Below are 17,218 nucleotides of genomic sequence, written 5' to 3'. Positions count from 1 at the left end.
ACCTTTGGGTGTGATCTATGAAACCGTTCTCTCTCCGGTGTCGTAATGTACAAGACAGGAAACATAAGAGGGGGGTTCAAGGTGAGTAAAAAAGCAAAGACAGGTATATGGGTGACGGTATTAGTCTTCTTGGGCATCATTGTTGGATGTTTCATATGGTATTTCAATACCGCTTCAGGTGAACGAGCACTCAAAACAATGAGGTCCAATAACTCGGGTGGCCTGGAGCGGGTTGTTAAAGTGTACAGTAATAATGGTGAATTGATTCAGACCTATGATGGCAAAATTGACGTGGAAGATACGGAATACGGCAATAAAGTATTATTCGATCTCAATGGGAAACGTGTCGTGATCTATAATGCAACGATTGTTGTTGAAGAGAAGTAAAGCGTAATTCGCCAGTCTTGAAGAAGTACTGGTTTGGAATTAGGAATGACACCCTATTGCTTATATGGTAAAATTAAGGAAATGATATAAGGGTCGGGTGAGATTTTTATGGTGGATATGTACCTCATAATCACTGTTGCAATTTTGGGAATGATTCTGTTCTATAGCTTGATCGCTTATTTCTTGATTCGTTTCATTTCGAGAAAAGCATTCAAGCTTACACTAACCAAATATGAAATGACGGAGATTATGACTTGGCTCGCCGTGCTGTTTATTGCCTTCATGATGATTAAGAATGGTTCAATAAATCTTCTCTTGCCGGTTATTGTACTTATCATTCCATTGATCAATTTGCGAAGATCTAATCGGAAGCATCGAGAGATGAATTAGTATAGCTTCTTGAGTTGGGGTAATGAACAAGGAGGAGTTTAGTGATGATTCTGGGCCGATCAACTGACACTTCAGGTTTAACGCAGGTTGCCAATCTTTCGGATGAGTTGCAGTCTGTTTTTGATCAAGTAGAAAGTAAATATCAAGTAGTTGATATTGAACTATTCTTTGTTTTCAGGTGTCTCCCTGGGGAATATGAGAGAAGGTCCACGGTCAGGCATGTGAAGAAGGAGAATGTCATCTATTTTGATCTGGTGGTCAGCGAGGACCAGTATAAGACATTAAGCAAAAGCAAACAACGGTATGTGTTAAGCCATGAGTTTTATTCTTTTTTGAGTGAGAAGCTTCAGAAATACAAGATTGAACATCTAAACGTGAATGAATTTATCGCAGATATGGGCATGTGGCTGAGGGAGATTGGATGGTTGCAGACCGAAGAGGAAGCCGAAATAAGTGAATTTGAAGAAAAATATAATTAACATAATAAATAAAACATAAACAACAAAAAGAAGCCCTCTTTCGAGAGCTTCTTTTTCATGGGAGAGGAGAAACCGGACGAAGAGCTTATGGGGAAACGTAAGTCTTCTCCGCGGTTGTCTACGACACTTGTGATGTCGATAATTATAGAATCGCCTGATTGTTTCCTTTTTATACATATGCGTCAACAATTCGTCAACAATTTTCCAAGGGAAATGAAGACCGAACATTTTTCAAACTGAACCCGAGTGTGGTACGATAGCTTTATCATTAAACTTACATAAAGAAAAGGTGACTCGTCAGTGAGAGTGGTATCTGGGAGTGCAAAAGGCAGGCCGCTGAAGGCTGTTCCTGGCACAGGTACGCGGCCAACCACCGACAAGGTGAAGGAAGCGTTATTTAGCATGGTTGGTCCTTATTTTGAGGGCGGCACAGCATTGGATCTGTTTGCAGGCAGTGGAGGTCTCGGTATTGAGGCGCTGAGCCGCGGCATGGACAAGGCTGTTTTTGTTGATTTGGAATCGAAAAGTATTGAAGTCATCCGCATGAATCTGAAGGCAACCAAGCTGGAAGACCAGGCGGCCGTATATCGTAATGATGCAGGTCGAGCATTGAAGGCACTCGCCAAGCGAGGCACAACGTTTGATCTGGTGTTTCTGGACCCGCCATATCGCATGAAGAACGGGCACGAGTTGATGTTAACCATGCACGAACTGGAACTTCTGGAACCCGAAGCAACCATCGTGCTTGAATATGAATCCAAACATGATTACCCTGAGCAATTCGGCCCGTTTGAACAAACGCGCAAGGCTTTGTATGGGGAGACGGCAGTATCCATCTATTATTATGCGCCTGAAACAGTTGAAGATGGAGAATCCATTACACCGGAAGAGGAGGCTCCTCATGACTGAAATGATACATCGACAGGAACGGATCGCCGTATATCCTGGAAGTTTTGATCCCGTAACGATGGGGCATCTCGATATTATCGCCAGAGCGTCGAAGCAATTTGATCGCGTCATTGTGGCTGTGTTGAACAATATGAGCAAAAATCCGCTGTTTACGGTGGAGGAACGCAAGGAACTGATCACGGAAGTAACCCGCCATCTACCAAATGTGGAGGTGGACAGTTTCCGTGATCTGACGGCCAATTATGTCCGGCAAAAGGAAGCACAGGTTATCGTTCGCGGTATACGCTCAGTAACTGATTTTGAATACGAGCTGCAATTGGCATCGACCAACAGCAAGTTGAATCCGGATGCGGAAACGATATTTATGATGACGAATCCAAAGTATTCCTATTTAAGTTCCAGCATCGTCAAAGAAATCGCTCATTATCATGGAGATGTAACAGATCTTGTATCACCTGAAGTGGAAGCTGCGCTCCGTCAGAAAATCAGCGAGAAAACCGGCGGTTAAACCAGAAGGTAAGACCTGATAGACTAATCATAATTGCAAGAAGTAACGCTAGACCCATGCAGGCAGCAGGGAAGGCGCTCCATATGGCGTTAATCGTGTATGTGTTGCCTGGATTATGTATGAAGAGCCAACTGAATGGTGTTGACAGGTCCTGGTCTGCATTCGTCTGTAATGTGGTCCAGGCTTGTGTGCTATATTGGCTGAACGGCATCCAGAGGAACAGACTGATAATAAAGGCGATGATCCCATGAGTCAGGCGAACTCCGGCAAAATACAACATGGATTTGCTGTCGGGTCCAGTTCCTTTCAGGACAGCAGAGACTTGCAGATGGGAGCATAGACCGCCCCATCCCAAAACAGCTGCAAGCAGGGACATCAGCAGGGCAGGTGTAAGCGAAGTTTGGCTCAAATGGTAGGTGCCCAAATGAAGCTCCAAAAAGGCCGGCCACAGCGCAGCAGAAGAACCAGGAGTCACATAAAGGGAGAGTAGCCGGATAAATACGGCAAAACCGATCATGTATCCTCCGGTCATCATCAAGGTCTGCACAGCCTGGGATACGGTGTCACCTAACAGTTTGCCAAACCCTCTTCCATCACGACTATGGGCTTCCCTGGCTGCAATCATCATATCAGACCATATGCTGCGTCGTTTGATCTTAGAGTGGTGGGGGACAGATGAGCGACTTGTGGAACTTGCAGGACTTGCAGTCTGCGAACCACGAGAACTGTTATCCGCTTGGAGGGCTGTCGAACCAACCCGATCTTTCTGGTTACCCGGTGCAGGCAGGAGACGCACGGCAAAAATGGCAGCAATCCAGCCGCTGATCCAGTGAACCACTAAGAGGAAATATCCGGCAGCAGGCTGGTGAAGAAAAGCAGCACCAACGACCAGGATAATCATCATTGGATTGGCAAAATGAGCTGCTGCTGCAAGGACAACCGCCTGCTTGGCGGTAATTTGTCTATCCTGAAATAAACGGGATACTGCATCTGCTCCTGCGGGGAATCCGCCGCACATGCCAACAGCGATAGCGAGCCCAGCGCTGCCTGGAAGTCTGAACCAGCGTTGCATTAGTGGTCCGAGCAAGGCACCCATCGCGTGGGTGAAGCCAAACGCAGTGAGCATTTGGGATAACATCAGGAACGGAAGCATGGCAGGGAAGATGATTTTCCACCATATATCCAGACCTTGAATAGAGGCATCAAACGCTTCTTTGGGGGAAGCAACTACTGCAATGACCAGTGCTAAAGCGCCGGTACTTAGAAGTATCGTTCGTAACGGGCCAGAGTCTCTAACCTCGCTCTGTATTGTCATCGTTTCACCTCATATCAAATAACGCCGATTCGGCATCTGAATCGTTATGGACGGCCGAATGACGCCTCAAGGGCGGTTCGGCCTTGACCGGACAGGCTATGGTATACAGTGGCCTATCCGGCCTGTACCATTGTATGCACAGGGACCAGAGTGTTAGACTTGAAATAAATATTAAACAAGATGAGCTGAGTATCTGCATGACAAAGAGAGCCAAACCTAACCGGAGAATGGAAGTATTCAAAAGGTGGCATTGCGATCACTAATTAGTGTAGAGTTCAGCTTATATAGAGATACAAAGAACGGAGGCTCATGCGATGAATCGGATTCGTAAATCTGGCGGATTCAGAGCTTCGATCTTTGTGATCGTGGTGGCTCTGGTCGTCTATGTTGCCGTGTACATGCCAACGCCGTATATCATATATATGCCTGGCAGTGCAGATGAAGTAAAACCAATGGTAACCGTTAAGGGTGGGGACCAGGATGAACGCGGTGTATTTATGATGACGACTGTGTCGGCAACGTATGCCAATGTGTTTTTGCTAGGAACCTCTCTGTTCAATCAAAATGCTCAAGTGGATAAAAAGGAAGACCGACTGCGCGGCAAAAGCGAAGCGGAATACTCTGCCGAACAAGTATGGTTCATGAGTGACTCGCAATCCTCCGCAATGGAGGCTGCGTATGAGCAGGCTGGCGTTGCGTACTCCATTGTACCTGAACATATCTTTGTATTTGGACTGTCCGAAGACCCAAAACCGGAAGGAGACATTGCTCCGGGCGATATTATTCTGGGAGTGAACGGAACAGCTACGCCGGATAATACGGTGCTTTCGGCCCAGTTAAAAGATAAAAAGGTCGGAGATACGGTCGAAATGCAACTGGAACGTGGTGGAGAGACCATTAGTCGGGACGTGAAGCTGATTCAGGTAAAAGACAGTAAAACGGGTGAAACCCGACCGGGACTCGGCGTAATGATTGGTGCGGTTCAGAAGGTGAAAGCGGAAGATCCGGACAAACAGATCTCCTTCACCGATACCCAGGTTGGTGGTCCGTCTGCCGGATTGATGTTTACTTTGGAGATTTATAACCAGTTAACACCTGGAGATCTGACCAAGGGGCATCGAATTGCGGGTACAGGTACCATAACCAAGGACGGTGTGGTGGGTGCCATTGGTGGTGTAGTGCACAAAATTGTAGCCGCTGATCGAAAAGAAGCGGAGTTCTTCTTCGTGCCGAAGGATAATTATAAGGAAGCAGCAGCGAAGGCTAAACAGATCGGCACCAAAATGAAACTTGTGCCTGTGAGCACGGTGGATGATGCGCTGGCTTATCTGAAAACCTTGTCCGTGAAATCATAGGACTATGACCGGGCGGGAAAGAGATAGAGTTGAGATGAAACGGATCGTTGAGAAGAATGGCTGAAATCGAAAGTATGGATTGCAATGAAATGAAGTGTGATCAAGAGAAATGAGCGTATCAGCAGATTCAAAGGGTGTAAGTGAACCCAAAGAATCAAGATAAGAGAATCCCCTTGTTGTGATGTGCCTGAGCGGCGCGCAGCAAGGGGATTTTTTTACTTGTACAGTTGAGTGTCGAATATTTAAGAATCAATGATCCCTAAATGATGGAAATTAAAAGCTCTAAATGAGATGAAGCCTTTTGGTCAAAAGCGGATTACAGTCTCACCGGAGACTCATAGTAATCACTAAACATCTTGCGTGTATCCCTATGCTCGCAAGCGAGCCCATACGCAACCTGAGCTTGGATATCCAGTTCAAGTTGATTGTGTGTGAACGTCGACGGTTTCAGCACAACAGGAAGCGACGCGGTCTTCTTCATTTGTTTAAGCAGACTCTGCCCTTGAGCATTAAATCCAAGTACACGGAGATATCCGGGTCCGGCAGCCAATTGCTCTGGTGAACACTCGGCTTTGGTGTGATTCAGGAGCAGGTGGGCGAGCATACGCTGGAGCTTTGTGCGTGTGTAACGTTTGGTCTTCAGTGCATTTAGGAGTGCTTCAACTGAAGGCTCCGGGAGCTGAGCCAGTGTACGGATCAGCCGGTGTTCCAGGCCTTCCGTGACTTCGGCGATGCGTTCCAGCTCGGAGGCACGGCGGGTGGCCGCAAGGTGCAACAGCGGCTGTGCAAAGCGCTCCCAGTGTATGGGAGCGCGCCCTTCCTGCCATTCGCGATGCAGAATGGCAAGGGTTGCCGCTGGCACGTATGGCGCGGCGGCATTGGGTCCGTCCGCCATCAGCAGGCGGCGGACGGCTGTGGCACTTGCGATCGCCCCCGGCCCGGGCGTCGCCTCATGATACGCGGCACCGGTACGCGCCGCCGTAAAGGGCTGGATCGCGCTGCCAAGTCGTTGCAGCGCGATCAGGTAGTGCAGCCCAAGCGAATTGTTGGGCTGCTCCAGCAGTGCAGCGGCGTCGTGAGCATCGACGCCGCCGGGCGCCAGCGCTGCCGCCGCGCCTGCGTACGCGGCGGGGTAGCTGGCGCCTTCCCGCAGGCGGCGCGCGATGTCCTCGCGCATCCCTGCGGGCTCCACAGCCAGCACGCGCGCAATGCGCTGCAGGCTGTCCAGGTCGCCGGACTCGCTGCCGAAGCAGAGCGAGTCCACAATGCCGGTGCGGTGCAGCAGCGATACCGCACCGAAGGCAAACCACTCGGCCGGTTGTACTGCGTACGCCACCGGCAGTTCAAGCACCAGATCAGCGCCTGCGTGCAGCGCCATCTCGGTGCGTGCCCTTTTACCCACGATGGCGGGTTCGCCACGCTGGAGAAAAGGGCCGCTCATAACCGCAACAACGGCGTCTGCGCCGCTTAGCCGCCGAGCTTCTTGCAAATGATAAACATGCCCATTGTGCAAGGGGTTATATTCAACAATGACGCCTACGGCTTTCATGATTAGACGTACTCCTTTCAATTGGATAACCGAGTATGTATAACATCCATTCCATCATAGGGGATGTCATGTATTAGATCAAATCATGCACCTATTCAGACAAGAAAAAGGCACAAATCCAACATCAACAGATGTCAGACTGTGCCTTCAAATCTATTGTATATTACACATTTTCGATAATTGGAGAACAACTTCTTCATCTTTAATAAGTCATATTAATAAATCATCCATAATAGGACGCTTACCCATACACTTATATACATTAGGAAGTTAACCCAATAATCACATCTCACAATCTCAGAACACCTAGACACTCTTGGGTGCGGGAGAAAGACTAGCTTTCGGCCCAAAAAATTCATAATGAATGTTGTCTGCCGCAACTCCAAGCGCCAGAAGCTCCGTATACACTGACCGCATGAACGAAACGGGTCCGCACAGATAATAGGTGGCATCCAGTTCCTCAATCACTTGGCGAAGCCAGACCGCATCCATGTAACCTTCCTTATGAAAATGACTGCTCGTATGATCAGCAACCTCAGGTTGTGTATAACAATAATAAGCTTTAACGCTCTCATTAAGTTCGGCCAGACTGTTCACGTGATCACGGAACGCGTGAGATTGACCATTCGGACTTGCATGTAAAAAGTAATTGCACGGTTTTCGTTCAAATGAACCAGCGTATTTAACATACTGATCATGGGCGTTAAGCCAACACCGCCACTAAGCAGCACAACAGGACGTTTATCCTCTGCATCCAGCGTGAAGTCGCCAGCAGGAGCGGATAGTTCCACTTGACTACCTTCTTCAATGTGATCGTGGAGATACGTGGATATGACTCCATTAGGGCGCTCTAATCCACCTAGCTCACGCTTAACGGAAATGCGATAGTAGGGTTTACCCGGGGTGTCTGAAAGGCTATACTGACGAATCTGGGTAAATGACTGTGCCTCTGGCTGGATTTTGATACTAATGTATTGTCCAGGTTTATAGCTGGCGATAGGCTGACCGTCGTCTGGAACGAGGTAAAAGGACGTGATGATTTCACTTTCCTGGACTTTCTTGGCAACTTTGAAGGTACGAAATCCTTCCCAGCCACCCGTCTGGTTTTCCGCTTCCGTATACATGTCCTGTTCGATTCCGATAAAGGCGTCTGCAATGACATTGTAGGCTTCGCCCCACGCCGTGATGATTTCATCCGTTGCCGCGTCTCCAAGCACATCTTTGATGGCTTGCAGCAGATAGGTGCCGACAATCGCATATTGCTCAGGAACGATACCTAGGCTGCGATGTTTATGTGCAACTTGCCGGACGGTAGGTAGGATGGAGGACAGATTATCGATATGCAGGGCAGCGGTGTATACCATATTGGCGAGGGCGGCTTGCTGTCGTCCCTGTTTCTGATTTGCGTGATTAAAAATGTTTAGTAGTTCCGGATGAGCCGTAAACATCGTTTCATAGAAATGGCGTGTGATCGCTTCGCCGTGGACTTCAAGTACGGGTACTGTAGATTTAATGACTCTAATTGTGTGCTCGCTTAACATACATTTTCCCTCCCAATATAATATGATATAGTTGGATAAACAATCGGTCATGGAGCTGATCGTGCTTCGGTTTATAGCAAGTATAGATAGGGGACAAGTGGGTCTGTGTGACATAGATCACACTAAACGTTAACGAAATGTGACCGCTATTTGCAAGGAACTACAATTAAAATGACGACTTGTAGTTTATCTTGAAGTGAGTCTATAATAGACCAGATGGAGTAAATGGTTCTGAGCCATTGGTTTTAAAATAGGGTGTAAAGTTAAAAGTGTTGACAAACGTCTTGAAAAATCGGTATAATGATTTTTGTTTGTTAAGTCAATTTCATAATACTTTTAACGAAGATTCGTCAGAATACATACAGTCAGGATTTATTGCTTTACAAAAGCAGGCTTGACCTGTATAACTGTCGTGATACGTTTGATACGAATTATGAAATTGGTTTCGTTTGGAGTGATGGAAATGTTAATGCCATTTCGCAAAGTGGCTACCAGTGATGGTCCCCTGAAGTTTGACGAACAGTGGGATATCAAGGAACTGGTTTCTAACCGACAAGATATCACAGCCGTTACCCCGCTGACTGCGGACTTATCTGCAGAATTCAGAGAAGGTGACGTTGTGGATGTTCATGGCAAGCTGACCGTAGGAGTGGACATGTTGTGCTCCCGTTGTCTTAAGCCAATTAATGAACATTTTCATATTGATTTTCATGAGCAATTCAAGCAGGGAAAACAGCCAGAGGATTTACACGAAGACGATGATACGCTCTATGTGGATGGAGATAGCGTTGATCTGAAGGGTTATGCCGAGGAAGCTTTTCTGCTGGATCTTCCGTTTATACCGCTATGTAGCGATACATGCAAAGGGTTATGCCCCAAGTGTGGCCATGAGCTGAACGAAGGTGACTGCGGTTGTGATAACCAGGTTATCGATCCGCGGCTTGCAGGGCTCAAGGATTTTTTTAAATGAGCATGATTGAAAATCGAACATTTTAAGACTACCTGCAAAGGTTGATTTTGATAAGGAGGTGGGAATAATGGCAGTACCTCAACGGAGAACGTCCAAGACGCGTCGCGACAAACGTCGCACTCACTTTAAATTGGCTGTACCGGGCATGGTGAAATGTGAACAATGTGGCGAACTTAAACTTAGTCACCACGTGTGCAAAGTGTGCGGAACGTACAAAGCAAGAGAGATCATCTCTCAATAATAGCTGGACATTAAGTAGCACTTCATTTCGATGAGGTGCTACTTTTTTTGGGGTTAGAGGGTATCGGTAGAGTGAGTTAACAGGCATGAAATCCGTGTGCCACAAGGGTGGATTGTTTTTGTTAGGCCAGCCTTTCTTTTTGACACGGGATGAGATATACTATAGTTTAGTACCAGGTTCTAAGATTTGGCGTTACATATAGATGAACCATGATCCGTTTGAGAACGACCCTGGTGACCAGGGATGCAACTATAGAAGCAACAGGAACGAATGGTTGAACTGGCCGTATGGGACGGTTCCGTAAACGATACAGCGGGGGGTGTCAGGCATCGAACGTGTACCGAAGAGACAGAGGCAACAGCAGTTAACCAAAATGATAGAAGAAAACCCGTTTGTGACGGATCAGGAACTTACGCGCCAATTGAAGGTGAGTATTCAGACGATTCGTCTCGACAGGTTGGAACTTGGAATACCCGAACTTCGAGAGCGGATGAAACTGATGGCAGAGCGCTCGTATGATCAGGTACGCTCGCTGCCCCTGCATGAGATTATCGGTGATATTGTGGATTTGCAGCTGGACAAGAGCGGGATTTCCTTGTTTGAGATTAAGGAAGAACACGTATTTTCCAGAACAGGTATTGCACGTGGACACTATGTCTTTGCGCAGGCCAACTCCTTGGCTGTAGCAATTATTAATGACGAGATTGCGTTGACTGCATCAGCAGATATTCGCTTTGTCCGTTCGGTTCATTTGGGGGAAAAATGTATTGCAAAGGCTTATGTGCGATCGATCCCAGGTCAAAAGGGCAAAGCCAAAGTGGAAGTGTTCACTTATGTAGGTGAAGAAATGGTGTTTCAAGGCAACTTTGTAATCTACCATTCAGGTGGAGAAGACAGCGAAGAAGGAGGTCATTTGGAATGAAAATCGTCATTGATGCCATGGGAGGCGACAATGCACCTGCATCAACGGTAGAAGGTGCGATTGCCGCAGCCACGGAATGGGCGGATACACAGATCGTCCTGATCGGCGATGAAGCCAAGCTGGAGCCTCTTTTGAGTCAGTCAGGTGTGAGACCTGCCAATCTGACGGTTCGGCATGCTTCCGAAGTTATTGGTTCGGATGATGAACCCGTTAAAGCAGTACGTCGCAAGAAGGATGCCTCCATGGTGGTAGCTGGCCGCATGTTGAAAGAGGGCGAAGCGGACGCGATGATTTCGGCGGGTAATACCGGAGCGCTCATGACAGCGGGTTTGCTTGTTGTAGGTCGCATGGAAGGCATTGAACGCCCAGCGCTTGCACCCATGATTCCAACGATTGATGATGTGGGTGTACTTGCCCTTGATCTCGGAGCGAATATGGATGCCAAACCGGAGCATCTTGCACAATATGGCCTGATGGGCAGTTTGTATCGGCAGAAAGTACAGGGCATAGAATCCCCAAGAGTGGGATTGCTCAATGTAGGAACAGAACCAGGCAAGGGAAATGAGTTGACCAAACATGCATATCCCTTACTGGAGCAACTCCCAATTCGCTTTGTTGGTAATGTAGAGGCACGTGATGTGCTGACCGGTGCTTGTGATGTGCTTGTATGTGACGGTTTTGCAGGAAATATACTGCTGAAATCGCTGGAAGGCACAGCAGGTGCCATTTTCGCCTTGCTTAAGGAACAATTCTCCTCTTCACTCAAAAGTAAACTGGCTGCGGCTGTACTGATGCCTGAGCTACGTGGGTTGAAACGGAAGCTGGATTATACGGAGCATGGCGGAGCGCCGCTCCTCGGTTTGAGTAGACTGGTTGTGAAAAGTCATGGATCTGCTGATGGCAATGCCATCAAAAATGCTGTACGCCAAGCTCGGATTGCTGTGCAGAATCAGCTGGTAGAGAGCATATCTAAGGAAATTAGCGGGAAGTGAGTGACGACATGAATAATTTGCGCCCAGTAGGGATTATTGGTACAGGGAAATATGTGCCTGAGAAAATTTTGACGAATAGCGACCTGGAGAAAATGGTCGATACCAATGACGAGTGGATCGTCAGTCGTACAGGAATCAAAGAGCGTCATATTGCTGCACCCGATCAGGCAACTTCCGATCTGGCATATGAAGCGGCTATTAAAGCCCTTGAATCTGCAGGCATGACAGGCAGTGATCTTGATCTGATTATTGTTGCAACCATTACTCCGGATTCTTCGTTCCCATCGACAGCCTGCATCTTGCAGGACAAACTGGGTGCAAAAGGTGCGGCGGCATTTGATTTGTCGGCTGCATGTTCCGGATTTGTATATGGTTTGGCGAGTGCTACGAGCTTCATCCAAAGCGGCATGTACAACAATGCACTTGTTATTGGTGCGGACTGCTTGTCTCGTATTACGGATTATACAGACCGCAACACATGTGTCCTCTTTGGTGATGGAGCAGGCGCAGTGGTCGTTGGTGAAGTTCCGGAAGGCCGTGGATTCAAAGCATTTGATCTTGGCGCCGAAGGTGCTGGCGGTAGTCTTCTTCAGATGGAAGGCGGCGGTTCCCGTTTGCCTGCGACTGCAGAGACCGTTGAAAATAAAAAGCATTACATCTACATGAATGGTCGTGAAGTATTCAAGTTTGCAGTACGTGTCATGGGTACGGCTACCATTGAGGTATTGCGTAAAGCTGGTATGGAGCGCACGGATGTGGATCTGTTTGTTCCTCACCAAGCAAATATTCGGATTATCCAATCTGCGATGCAACGACTTGAACTTCCTGAAGAGAAGGTTGTAGTCAATGTGGATAAGTATGCAAACACATCGGCTGCTTCCATTCCACTAGCTTTGGTAGAAGCAGCCGAGGAAGGTCGCATGAAAGCCGGAGATACCGTTCTGATGGTTGGATTTGGTGGCGGTTTGACATGGGGCGCATCCGTACTCGTTTGGTAAACTAGAGAGCTGGGAGATGAATGGGATGGGTAAAATAGCATTTGTATTTCCCGGTCAGGGATCACAGGCTGTAGGTATGGCGAAGGACGCGTATGAGTCCGTGCCTGCGGCAACCGAAATTTTTCGTACAGCGGATGAAACATTAGGTTTCTCGCTGAGCAATCTTGTATTTGAAGGACCGGAGACCGAGTTGAAACAGACATCAAATACACAACCGGCTCTGTTGACAGCAAGTATTGCCTTGCTTGAAGCTTTCAAAGAAAAAGGAATTCAGCCTGACTATACGGCTGGACACAGTCTGGGAGAATACAGTGCACTGGTGGCAGCAGGCGTTCTTTCGTTTGCTGATGCAGTGAGCATTGTACGGGCGCGTGGTCAGTATATGGAACAGGCAGTACCGGGTGGACAAGGAGCGATGGCTGCTGTGTTGGGTGCGGATCGGGAAGCGCTGGGGGTGCTTTGCCGTGACGTATCTGAGAGTGGTCATGCGGTTGAACTTGCCAATATCAATTGTCCTGGACAAATCGTCGTTTCTGGTGTGAAGGAAGGCGTAGCTGCGGTCGCGGAGCGAGTGAAAGAAGCTGGCGGCAAACGCGCCATTCTACTTGAAGTAAGCGGCCCGTTCCACTCTTCATTGATGAAGGGTGCAGCTGAGAAGCTGGAAGAGAAACTGAAAACCGTCACGTTCTCACCGGCAACGGTCCCTGTAGTCGCTAATGTGACTGCAAGACCTGCAGAGAATGGACAAGTTCAGGATTTGTTAACAGCTCAGGTCTATTCTCCTGTATTATGGGAAGACAGTGTGACATGGCTTATTGAGCAAGGTGTGGATACGTTCATCGAGATTGGATCTGGCAGTGTATTGACCGGTTTGATTAAAAAAACAGATAAAACCGTTAAACTCTACAATGTGAACAGTCTTGAAACGCTCGAAGCAACGGCAAGTGAATTAGAAGGAGTTATATGAGTTAAACTAAACTTTTTACACGAGAACGGAGAGGACAGAAAAAAACTGAAGAAGCGGAGCGTTCGCCTAAAAGCTTTCTGAAAGAAAGCTACATCGGAAGCATACGCTATCACTGGATTTTCCCTTTAGAAAAGGGAATCAAAAAAATCTGGGGATAACAGCGATCGGAAGTTTATTCTGTAATCGGAGTGGCAAGTGTAAACATTCTTTGGTTGAACTGATATAGATTTGGGGAAAGGAGGAATGATTATGTCTAAACCATTAGAAGGTAAAAATGCACTCGTTACCGGGGCATCCCGGGGCATTGGGCGCAGTATTGCACTGGCACTGGCTGAGGCTGGAGCGAACGTAGCCGTGAATTATGCGGGTAGTCAAGCGGCAGCTGAGGAAGTGGCGGAAGCGATTCGTGCCAAAGGAGTCAAGGCAATTACACTTCAAGCCAATGTTGGCCTGATGGATGAAGCTGAACAAATGGTCAAAGCTACACTTGAAGCATGGGGCAACGTTGATATTCTGGTGAACAATGCCGGTATTACCCGTGATAATCTGATCATGCGTATGAAAGAGGAAGAATTCGATCAGGTTATTGAAACCAATCTCAAAGGTGTGTTTAACTGCCTTAAGGCGGTTACACGTCCAATGATGAAACAACGGTCGGGAAGAATTATCAATATCTCCTCGGTTGTAGGTGTGCTCGGTAATGCTGGACAAGCGAACTATGTTGCTGCCAAAGCAGGAGTCATTGGTCTAACGAAGGCATCCGCTCGTGAACTGGCTTCACGTGGAATCACAGTCAACTGTGTTGCACCAGGTTTCATTGAGACAGATATGACAAAAGAGTTGTCCCAGGAGCTGGTGGACGGTATGCTGAGTGGTATTCCGTTATCTCGTTTGGGTCAGCCGGATGAAATCGCCGGTGTAGTCACTTTCCTGGCTTCACAGGCTTCGTCTTATATGACAGGGCAGACACTGCATGTTGATGGTGGCATGTACATGTAATTCTTCCCGGACTTGAACAATAGTCGGGGAACAGGCGCTGGACGATCCGAAATGCCGGAAAAAGGCCGGGTTCCCCGGCCGGGAGCCGCATATGTCTTCTATGGCATTTTGCCTGCGATTCTCGTATAATACCAAAGAAGGAGGTGAACCGGATGTCCGATGTATTGGAGCGTGTAAAACGCATCGTCGTCGACCGCTTAGGCGCAGACGAAGCTGAAGTTACACTTGAAGCATCTTTCAAAGAAGATTTGGGTGCTGATTCTTTGGATGTAGTGGAATTGGTCATGGAATTGGAAGATGAATTTGATTTGGAAATCTCTGATGAAGATGCAGAAAAAATCACGACCGTAGGTGAAGTTGTTAAGTACATACAATCTCATACCTAAAGTCATTTTAGTCCCGCACATGTTTTCGAACAGGCGGGACTTCTCATCATTCATTGGTTTTTCTCATTCCGCAAGCAGCTCTACTCAAGCAGGTCTTCCGATCTTGGTTGAATAGATGCCTGTTTGCGGATATTCCCACAAAATACTTGCGTAATGCAGTCGATATAGAGGTGAGTCGGTTTGAAACAAAGAGTAGTAATTACCGGAATGGGCGTAATGACATCGCTCGGAAAAGATTTGGAAACGTTCTGGGGCAGTTTAATGGCAGGAAAGTCCGGAATCTCTCAGATTGAGGCGTTTGATGTAAGTGAATACACGACGCAGATTGCAGCCGAAATCAAGGATTTCAACCCGGAAGAATACATGGATCGCAAAGATGCTCGCAAAATGGACCGTTTTGTTCAGTTCGCTGTAGCAGCCGGCTTCAAAGCCGTTGAAGATAGTGGTCTGAAAATTAACGAGAACATTGATGCAGAGCGTTTCGGTGTATCCATTGGATCAGGTATTGGTGGATTGGGTACTTGGGAGGACCAACATAATGCATTGCTGCAAAAAGGTCCAAAACGGGTAAGTCCATTCTTCATTCCCATGATGATCTCGAACATGGCTTCTGGCCAAATGTCCATTTCTCTTGGTGCCAAAGGGCCTAACATTAACGTTGTTACCGCTTGTGCAACAGGTACACACTCCATCGGAGATTCCTTCAAGCTGATTGCCAATGGTGATGCAGATGCCATGATCTGTGGTGGTGCGGAAGCAACAATCAGACCAACGGGTCTTGCAGGGTTCTGTGCGATGCGCGCAATGTCAACACGTAATGACGATCCTGCGAAATCAAGCCGTCCTTTTGATACAGAACGTGATGGTTTTGTAATGGGCGAAGGCGCGGGCGTTCTGATTCTGGAATCTCTGGAACATGCTCAAAAACGTGGTGCACGTATTTATGGCGAAGTGATCGGTTACGGTCTGACTGGCGATGCACATCACATGACAGAACCAGATCCGGATGGAGCAGCACGTTGCATGAAGATGGCACTTCGCAATGCGGGTATTGAGCCTGAAGAAGTGGATTACATCAATGCACACGGAACTTCGACGCCTGTAGGCGACAGATCCGAAACGCTTGCGATCAAAAAGGCGTTTGGTGACCATGCGTACAAGCTCGCAGTGAGTTCTACTAAATCCATGACGGGCCACATGCTTGGCGCTGCTGGTGGTGTAGAAGCGGTTATCTGTGGATTGTCGCTGACACATCAGACACTGGCTCCAACAATCAACCTGGAAAATCAGGACCCAGAATGTGATCTGGATTATGTACCAAATGTTCCACGTCAAACCAAAGTCAATATTGCCATGTCCAATTCATTTGGATTCGGCGGTCACAATGCCACCATTATTCTCAAAAAATTTGAAGCATAAGGGGCTAGTTCGTTTGAGTGAAGATCTGAAGCAGTTACAACACAAACTTCAAATCAAATTTGACAACAGGCAGCTTTTAAAACAAGCGTTTACCCATGCTTCTTATGTAAACGAACACCGGTTCAGTCAGCATCAGGACAACGAGCGTTTGGAGTTTCTGGGCGATGCCGTGCTGGAACTGACTGTATCGGAATACTTGTATCATTTGTATCCTAACCGTCCGGAAGGTGAATTAACTAAGCTGCGGGCATCTATTGTCTGTGAGCCTTCCCTCGTCAAATTTGCTGAAGCGTTGGGTTTTGGGCAGTATGTACTTCTTGGTAAAGGTGAGGAACTGACTGGAGGACGGACACGGCCGGCACTGCTGGCAGATGTGTTTGAATCTTTCATTGGTGCATTATATCTGGATCAGGGGCTTGCGCCTGTTCGGACATTTCTTGACCAGCATGTCTTCCCATTAATCGTTCTGGGCAGCAAGCTGCAAATGAGTGATTACAAAACGGAACTGCAGGAACTTACTCAGCATCACAATATGGGAGCTTTGGAATACCGTATCGTTGAGGAACGGGGACCTGCCCATGAACGTGAGTTTGTCTCGGAGGTCCATATGGGTCAAGAACGGCTTGGCAGAGGTACAGGGCGTTCCAAAAAGGAAGCGGAACAACAGGCTGCATCTGCAGCACTTGATCGACTGAAGCTTCCGGAAGCCGGAGCTTAACCGATAGCGCATAGACAAACGAAGAGCAAAGAGCAGCCCGCGGGTCCGCCCCGGCGGAAGTAATCGGCCGGACTGCTTTTTGCTCTTTTTTTTGTAAAGAGGTTCAGGAGAAGGTTACCTGATCGTTAACTAAATAAGTGAACTTTATTTTACACAAAACGAAGAGTGCAGAA

At 47.6% G+C, this 17,218-nt stretch carries 18 protein-coding genes and 1 pseudogene; 16 read left to right on the top strand and 3 right to left on the bottom strand.

Translation table 11 applies throughout. The features are described from left to right. Positions 1 to 81 precede the first annotated feature (81 nt). From OM416_RS11635 to coaD, 5 genes are all read left to right on the top strand, one after another. Entirely contained in the window at positions 82 to 387 is a 306-nt protein-coding gene (locus OM416_RS11635; protein ID WP_017689244.1) for a hypothetical protein, read from the top strand. Between the two features lie 108 nt (positions 388 to 495). After that, the gene (locus OM416_RS11630) at positions 496 to 777 is read left to right on the top strand and encodes a hypothetical protein (protein WP_264929398.1); all 282 of its coding nucleotides are present in this window, start codon (positions 496 to 498) and stop codon (positions 775 to 777) included. A 44-nt stretch (positions 778 to 821) separates the two neighbouring features. Next, positions 822 to 1,256 carry a hypothetical protein gene (locus OM416_RS11625; protein WP_264929397.1) on the top strand — a complete coding sequence of 145 codons (435 nt, stop codon included), beginning with the start codon at positions 822 to 824 and terminating at the stop codon, positions 1,254 to 1,256. 300 nt (positions 1,257 to 1,556) lie between these two features. Then, positions 1,557 to 2,165: a 16S rRNA (guanine(966)-N(2))-methyltransferase RsmD gene (rsmD, locus tag OM416_RS11620; RefSeq protein WP_264929395.1), complete on the top strand. Its 609-nt coding sequence runs from the start codon at positions 1,557 to 1,559 to the stop codon at positions 2,163 to 2,165. A gap of 1 nt (position 2,166) precedes the next feature. Continuing rightward, positions 2,167 to 2,673: a pantetheine-phosphate adenylyltransferase gene (gene coaD / locus OM416_RS11615; protein WP_085981453.1), complete on the top strand. Its 507-nt coding sequence runs from the start codon at positions 2,167 to 2,169 to the stop codon at positions 2,671 to 2,673. Here the strand turns inward: coaD and OM416_RS11610 are convergent. Further along, positions 2,651 to 3,988: a nucleoside recognition domain-containing protein gene (locus OM416_RS11610; protein ID WP_264929393.1), complete on the bottom strand. Its 1,338-nt coding sequence runs from the start codon at positions 3,986 to 3,988 to the stop codon at positions 2,651 to 2,653. The genes coaD and OM416_RS11610 overlap by 23 nt on opposite strands. Positions 3,989 to 4,302: 314 nt before the next feature. On the opposite strand from OM416_RS11610, the gene OM416_RS11605 reads away from it, so the two are divergent. Further along, positions 4,303 to 5,343 (top strand): SepM family pheromone-processing serine protease, encoded by a 1,041-nt coding sequence (locus tag OM416_RS11605; protein WP_264929391.1) that lies wholly within the window; start codon positions 4,303 to 4,305, stop codon positions 5,341 to 5,343. 316 nt (positions 5,344 to 5,659) lie between these two features. Here the strand turns inward: OM416_RS11605 and OM416_RS11600 are convergent, their stop codons facing one another. Next, positions 5,660 to 6,892 (bottom strand): nucleotidyltransferase, encoded by a 1,233-nt coding sequence (locus tag OM416_RS11600; RefSeq protein WP_264929388.1) that lies wholly within the window; start codon positions 6,890 to 6,892, stop codon positions 5,660 to 5,662. A gap of 306 nt (positions 6,893 to 7,198) precedes the next feature. Further along, a pseudogene (gene hmpA, locus OM416_RS11595) lies at positions 7,199 to 8,433 on the bottom strand (NO-inducible flavohemoprotein). Between the two features lie 463 nt (positions 8,434 to 8,896). On the opposite strand from hmpA, the gene OM416_RS11590 reads away from it, so the two are divergent. From OM416_RS11590 to rnc, 10 genes are all read left to right on the top strand, one after another. Beyond that, complete coding sequence (locus OM416_RS11590) at positions 8,897 to 9,403, top strand: YceD family protein (RefSeq protein WP_264929386.1); 507 nt, start codon at positions 8,897 to 8,899, stop codon at positions 9,401 to 9,403. A 67-nt stretch (positions 9,404 to 9,470) separates the two neighbouring features. After that, positions 9,471 to 9,644, top strand: coding sequence for a 50S ribosomal protein L32 (rpmF, locus tag OM416_RS11585; protein WP_017689233.1), 174 nt, complete (start codon positions 9,471 to 9,473; stop codon positions 9,642 to 9,644). 373 nt (positions 9,645 to 10,017) lie between these two features. Then, the gene (fapR, locus tag OM416_RS11580) at positions 10,018 to 10,566 is read left to right on the top strand and encodes a transcription factor FapR (protein ID WP_264930689.1); all 549 of its coding nucleotides are present in this window, start codon (positions 10,018 to 10,020) and stop codon (positions 10,564 to 10,566) included. After that, positions 10,563 to 11,558, top strand: coding sequence for a phosphate acyltransferase PlsX (plsX, locus tag OM416_RS11575; protein WP_017689231.1), 996 nt, complete (start codon positions 10,563 to 10,565; stop codon positions 11,556 to 11,558). The genes fapR and plsX overlap by 4 nt, the downstream gene beginning before the upstream one ends. A gap of 8 nt (positions 11,559 to 11,566) precedes the next feature. Further along, entirely contained in the window at positions 11,567 to 12,556 is a 990-nt protein-coding gene (locus tag OM416_RS11570) for a beta-ketoacyl-ACP synthase III (RefSeq protein ID WP_145319004.1), read from the top strand. A gap of 25 nt (positions 12,557 to 12,581) precedes the next feature. Next, a complete protein-coding gene (fabD, locus tag OM416_RS11565; protein ID WP_264929380.1) occupies positions 12,582 to 13,523 on the top strand; it encodes an ACP S-malonyltransferase in 942 nt (313 codons plus the stop codon). A 249-nt stretch (positions 13,524 to 13,772) separates the two neighbouring features. Then, positions 13,773 to 14,522, top strand: a complete 750-nt coding sequence (gene fabG / locus OM416_RS11560; RefSeq protein WP_017689228.1) for a 3-oxoacyl-[acyl-carrier-protein] reductase — start codon at positions 13,773 to 13,775, stop codon at positions 14,520 to 14,522. 152 nt (positions 14,523 to 14,674) lie between these two features. Then, complete coding sequence (gene acpP / locus OM416_RS11555) at positions 14,675 to 14,908, top strand: acyl carrier protein (RefSeq protein ID WP_017689227.1); 234 nt, start codon at positions 14,675 to 14,677, stop codon at positions 14,906 to 14,908. Positions 14,909 to 15,088: 180 nt separating this feature from the next. Further along, a complete protein-coding gene (gene fabF / locus OM416_RS11550) occupies positions 15,089 to 16,327 on the top strand; it encodes a beta-ketoacyl-ACP synthase II (protein ID WP_062833763.1) in 1,239 nt (412 codons plus the stop codon). A gap of 13 nt (positions 16,328 to 16,340) precedes the next feature. Beyond that, positions 16,341 to 17,045 (top strand): ribonuclease III, encoded by a 705-nt coding sequence (gene rnc / locus OM416_RS11545; protein WP_036670338.1) that lies wholly within the window; start codon positions 16,341 to 16,343, stop codon positions 17,043 to 17,045. Positions 17,046 to 17,218: the final 173 nt, after the last annotated feature.

The sequence above is a fragment of the Paenibacillus sp. LS1 genome, assembly GCF_026013365.1.
Classification (GTDB): domain Bacteria; phylum Bacillota; class Bacilli; order Paenibacillales; family Paenibacillaceae; genus Paenibacillus.
Note: the sequence above shows the minus strand (reverse complement) of the source record. Positions and strands in the feature narration are given on the sequence as shown.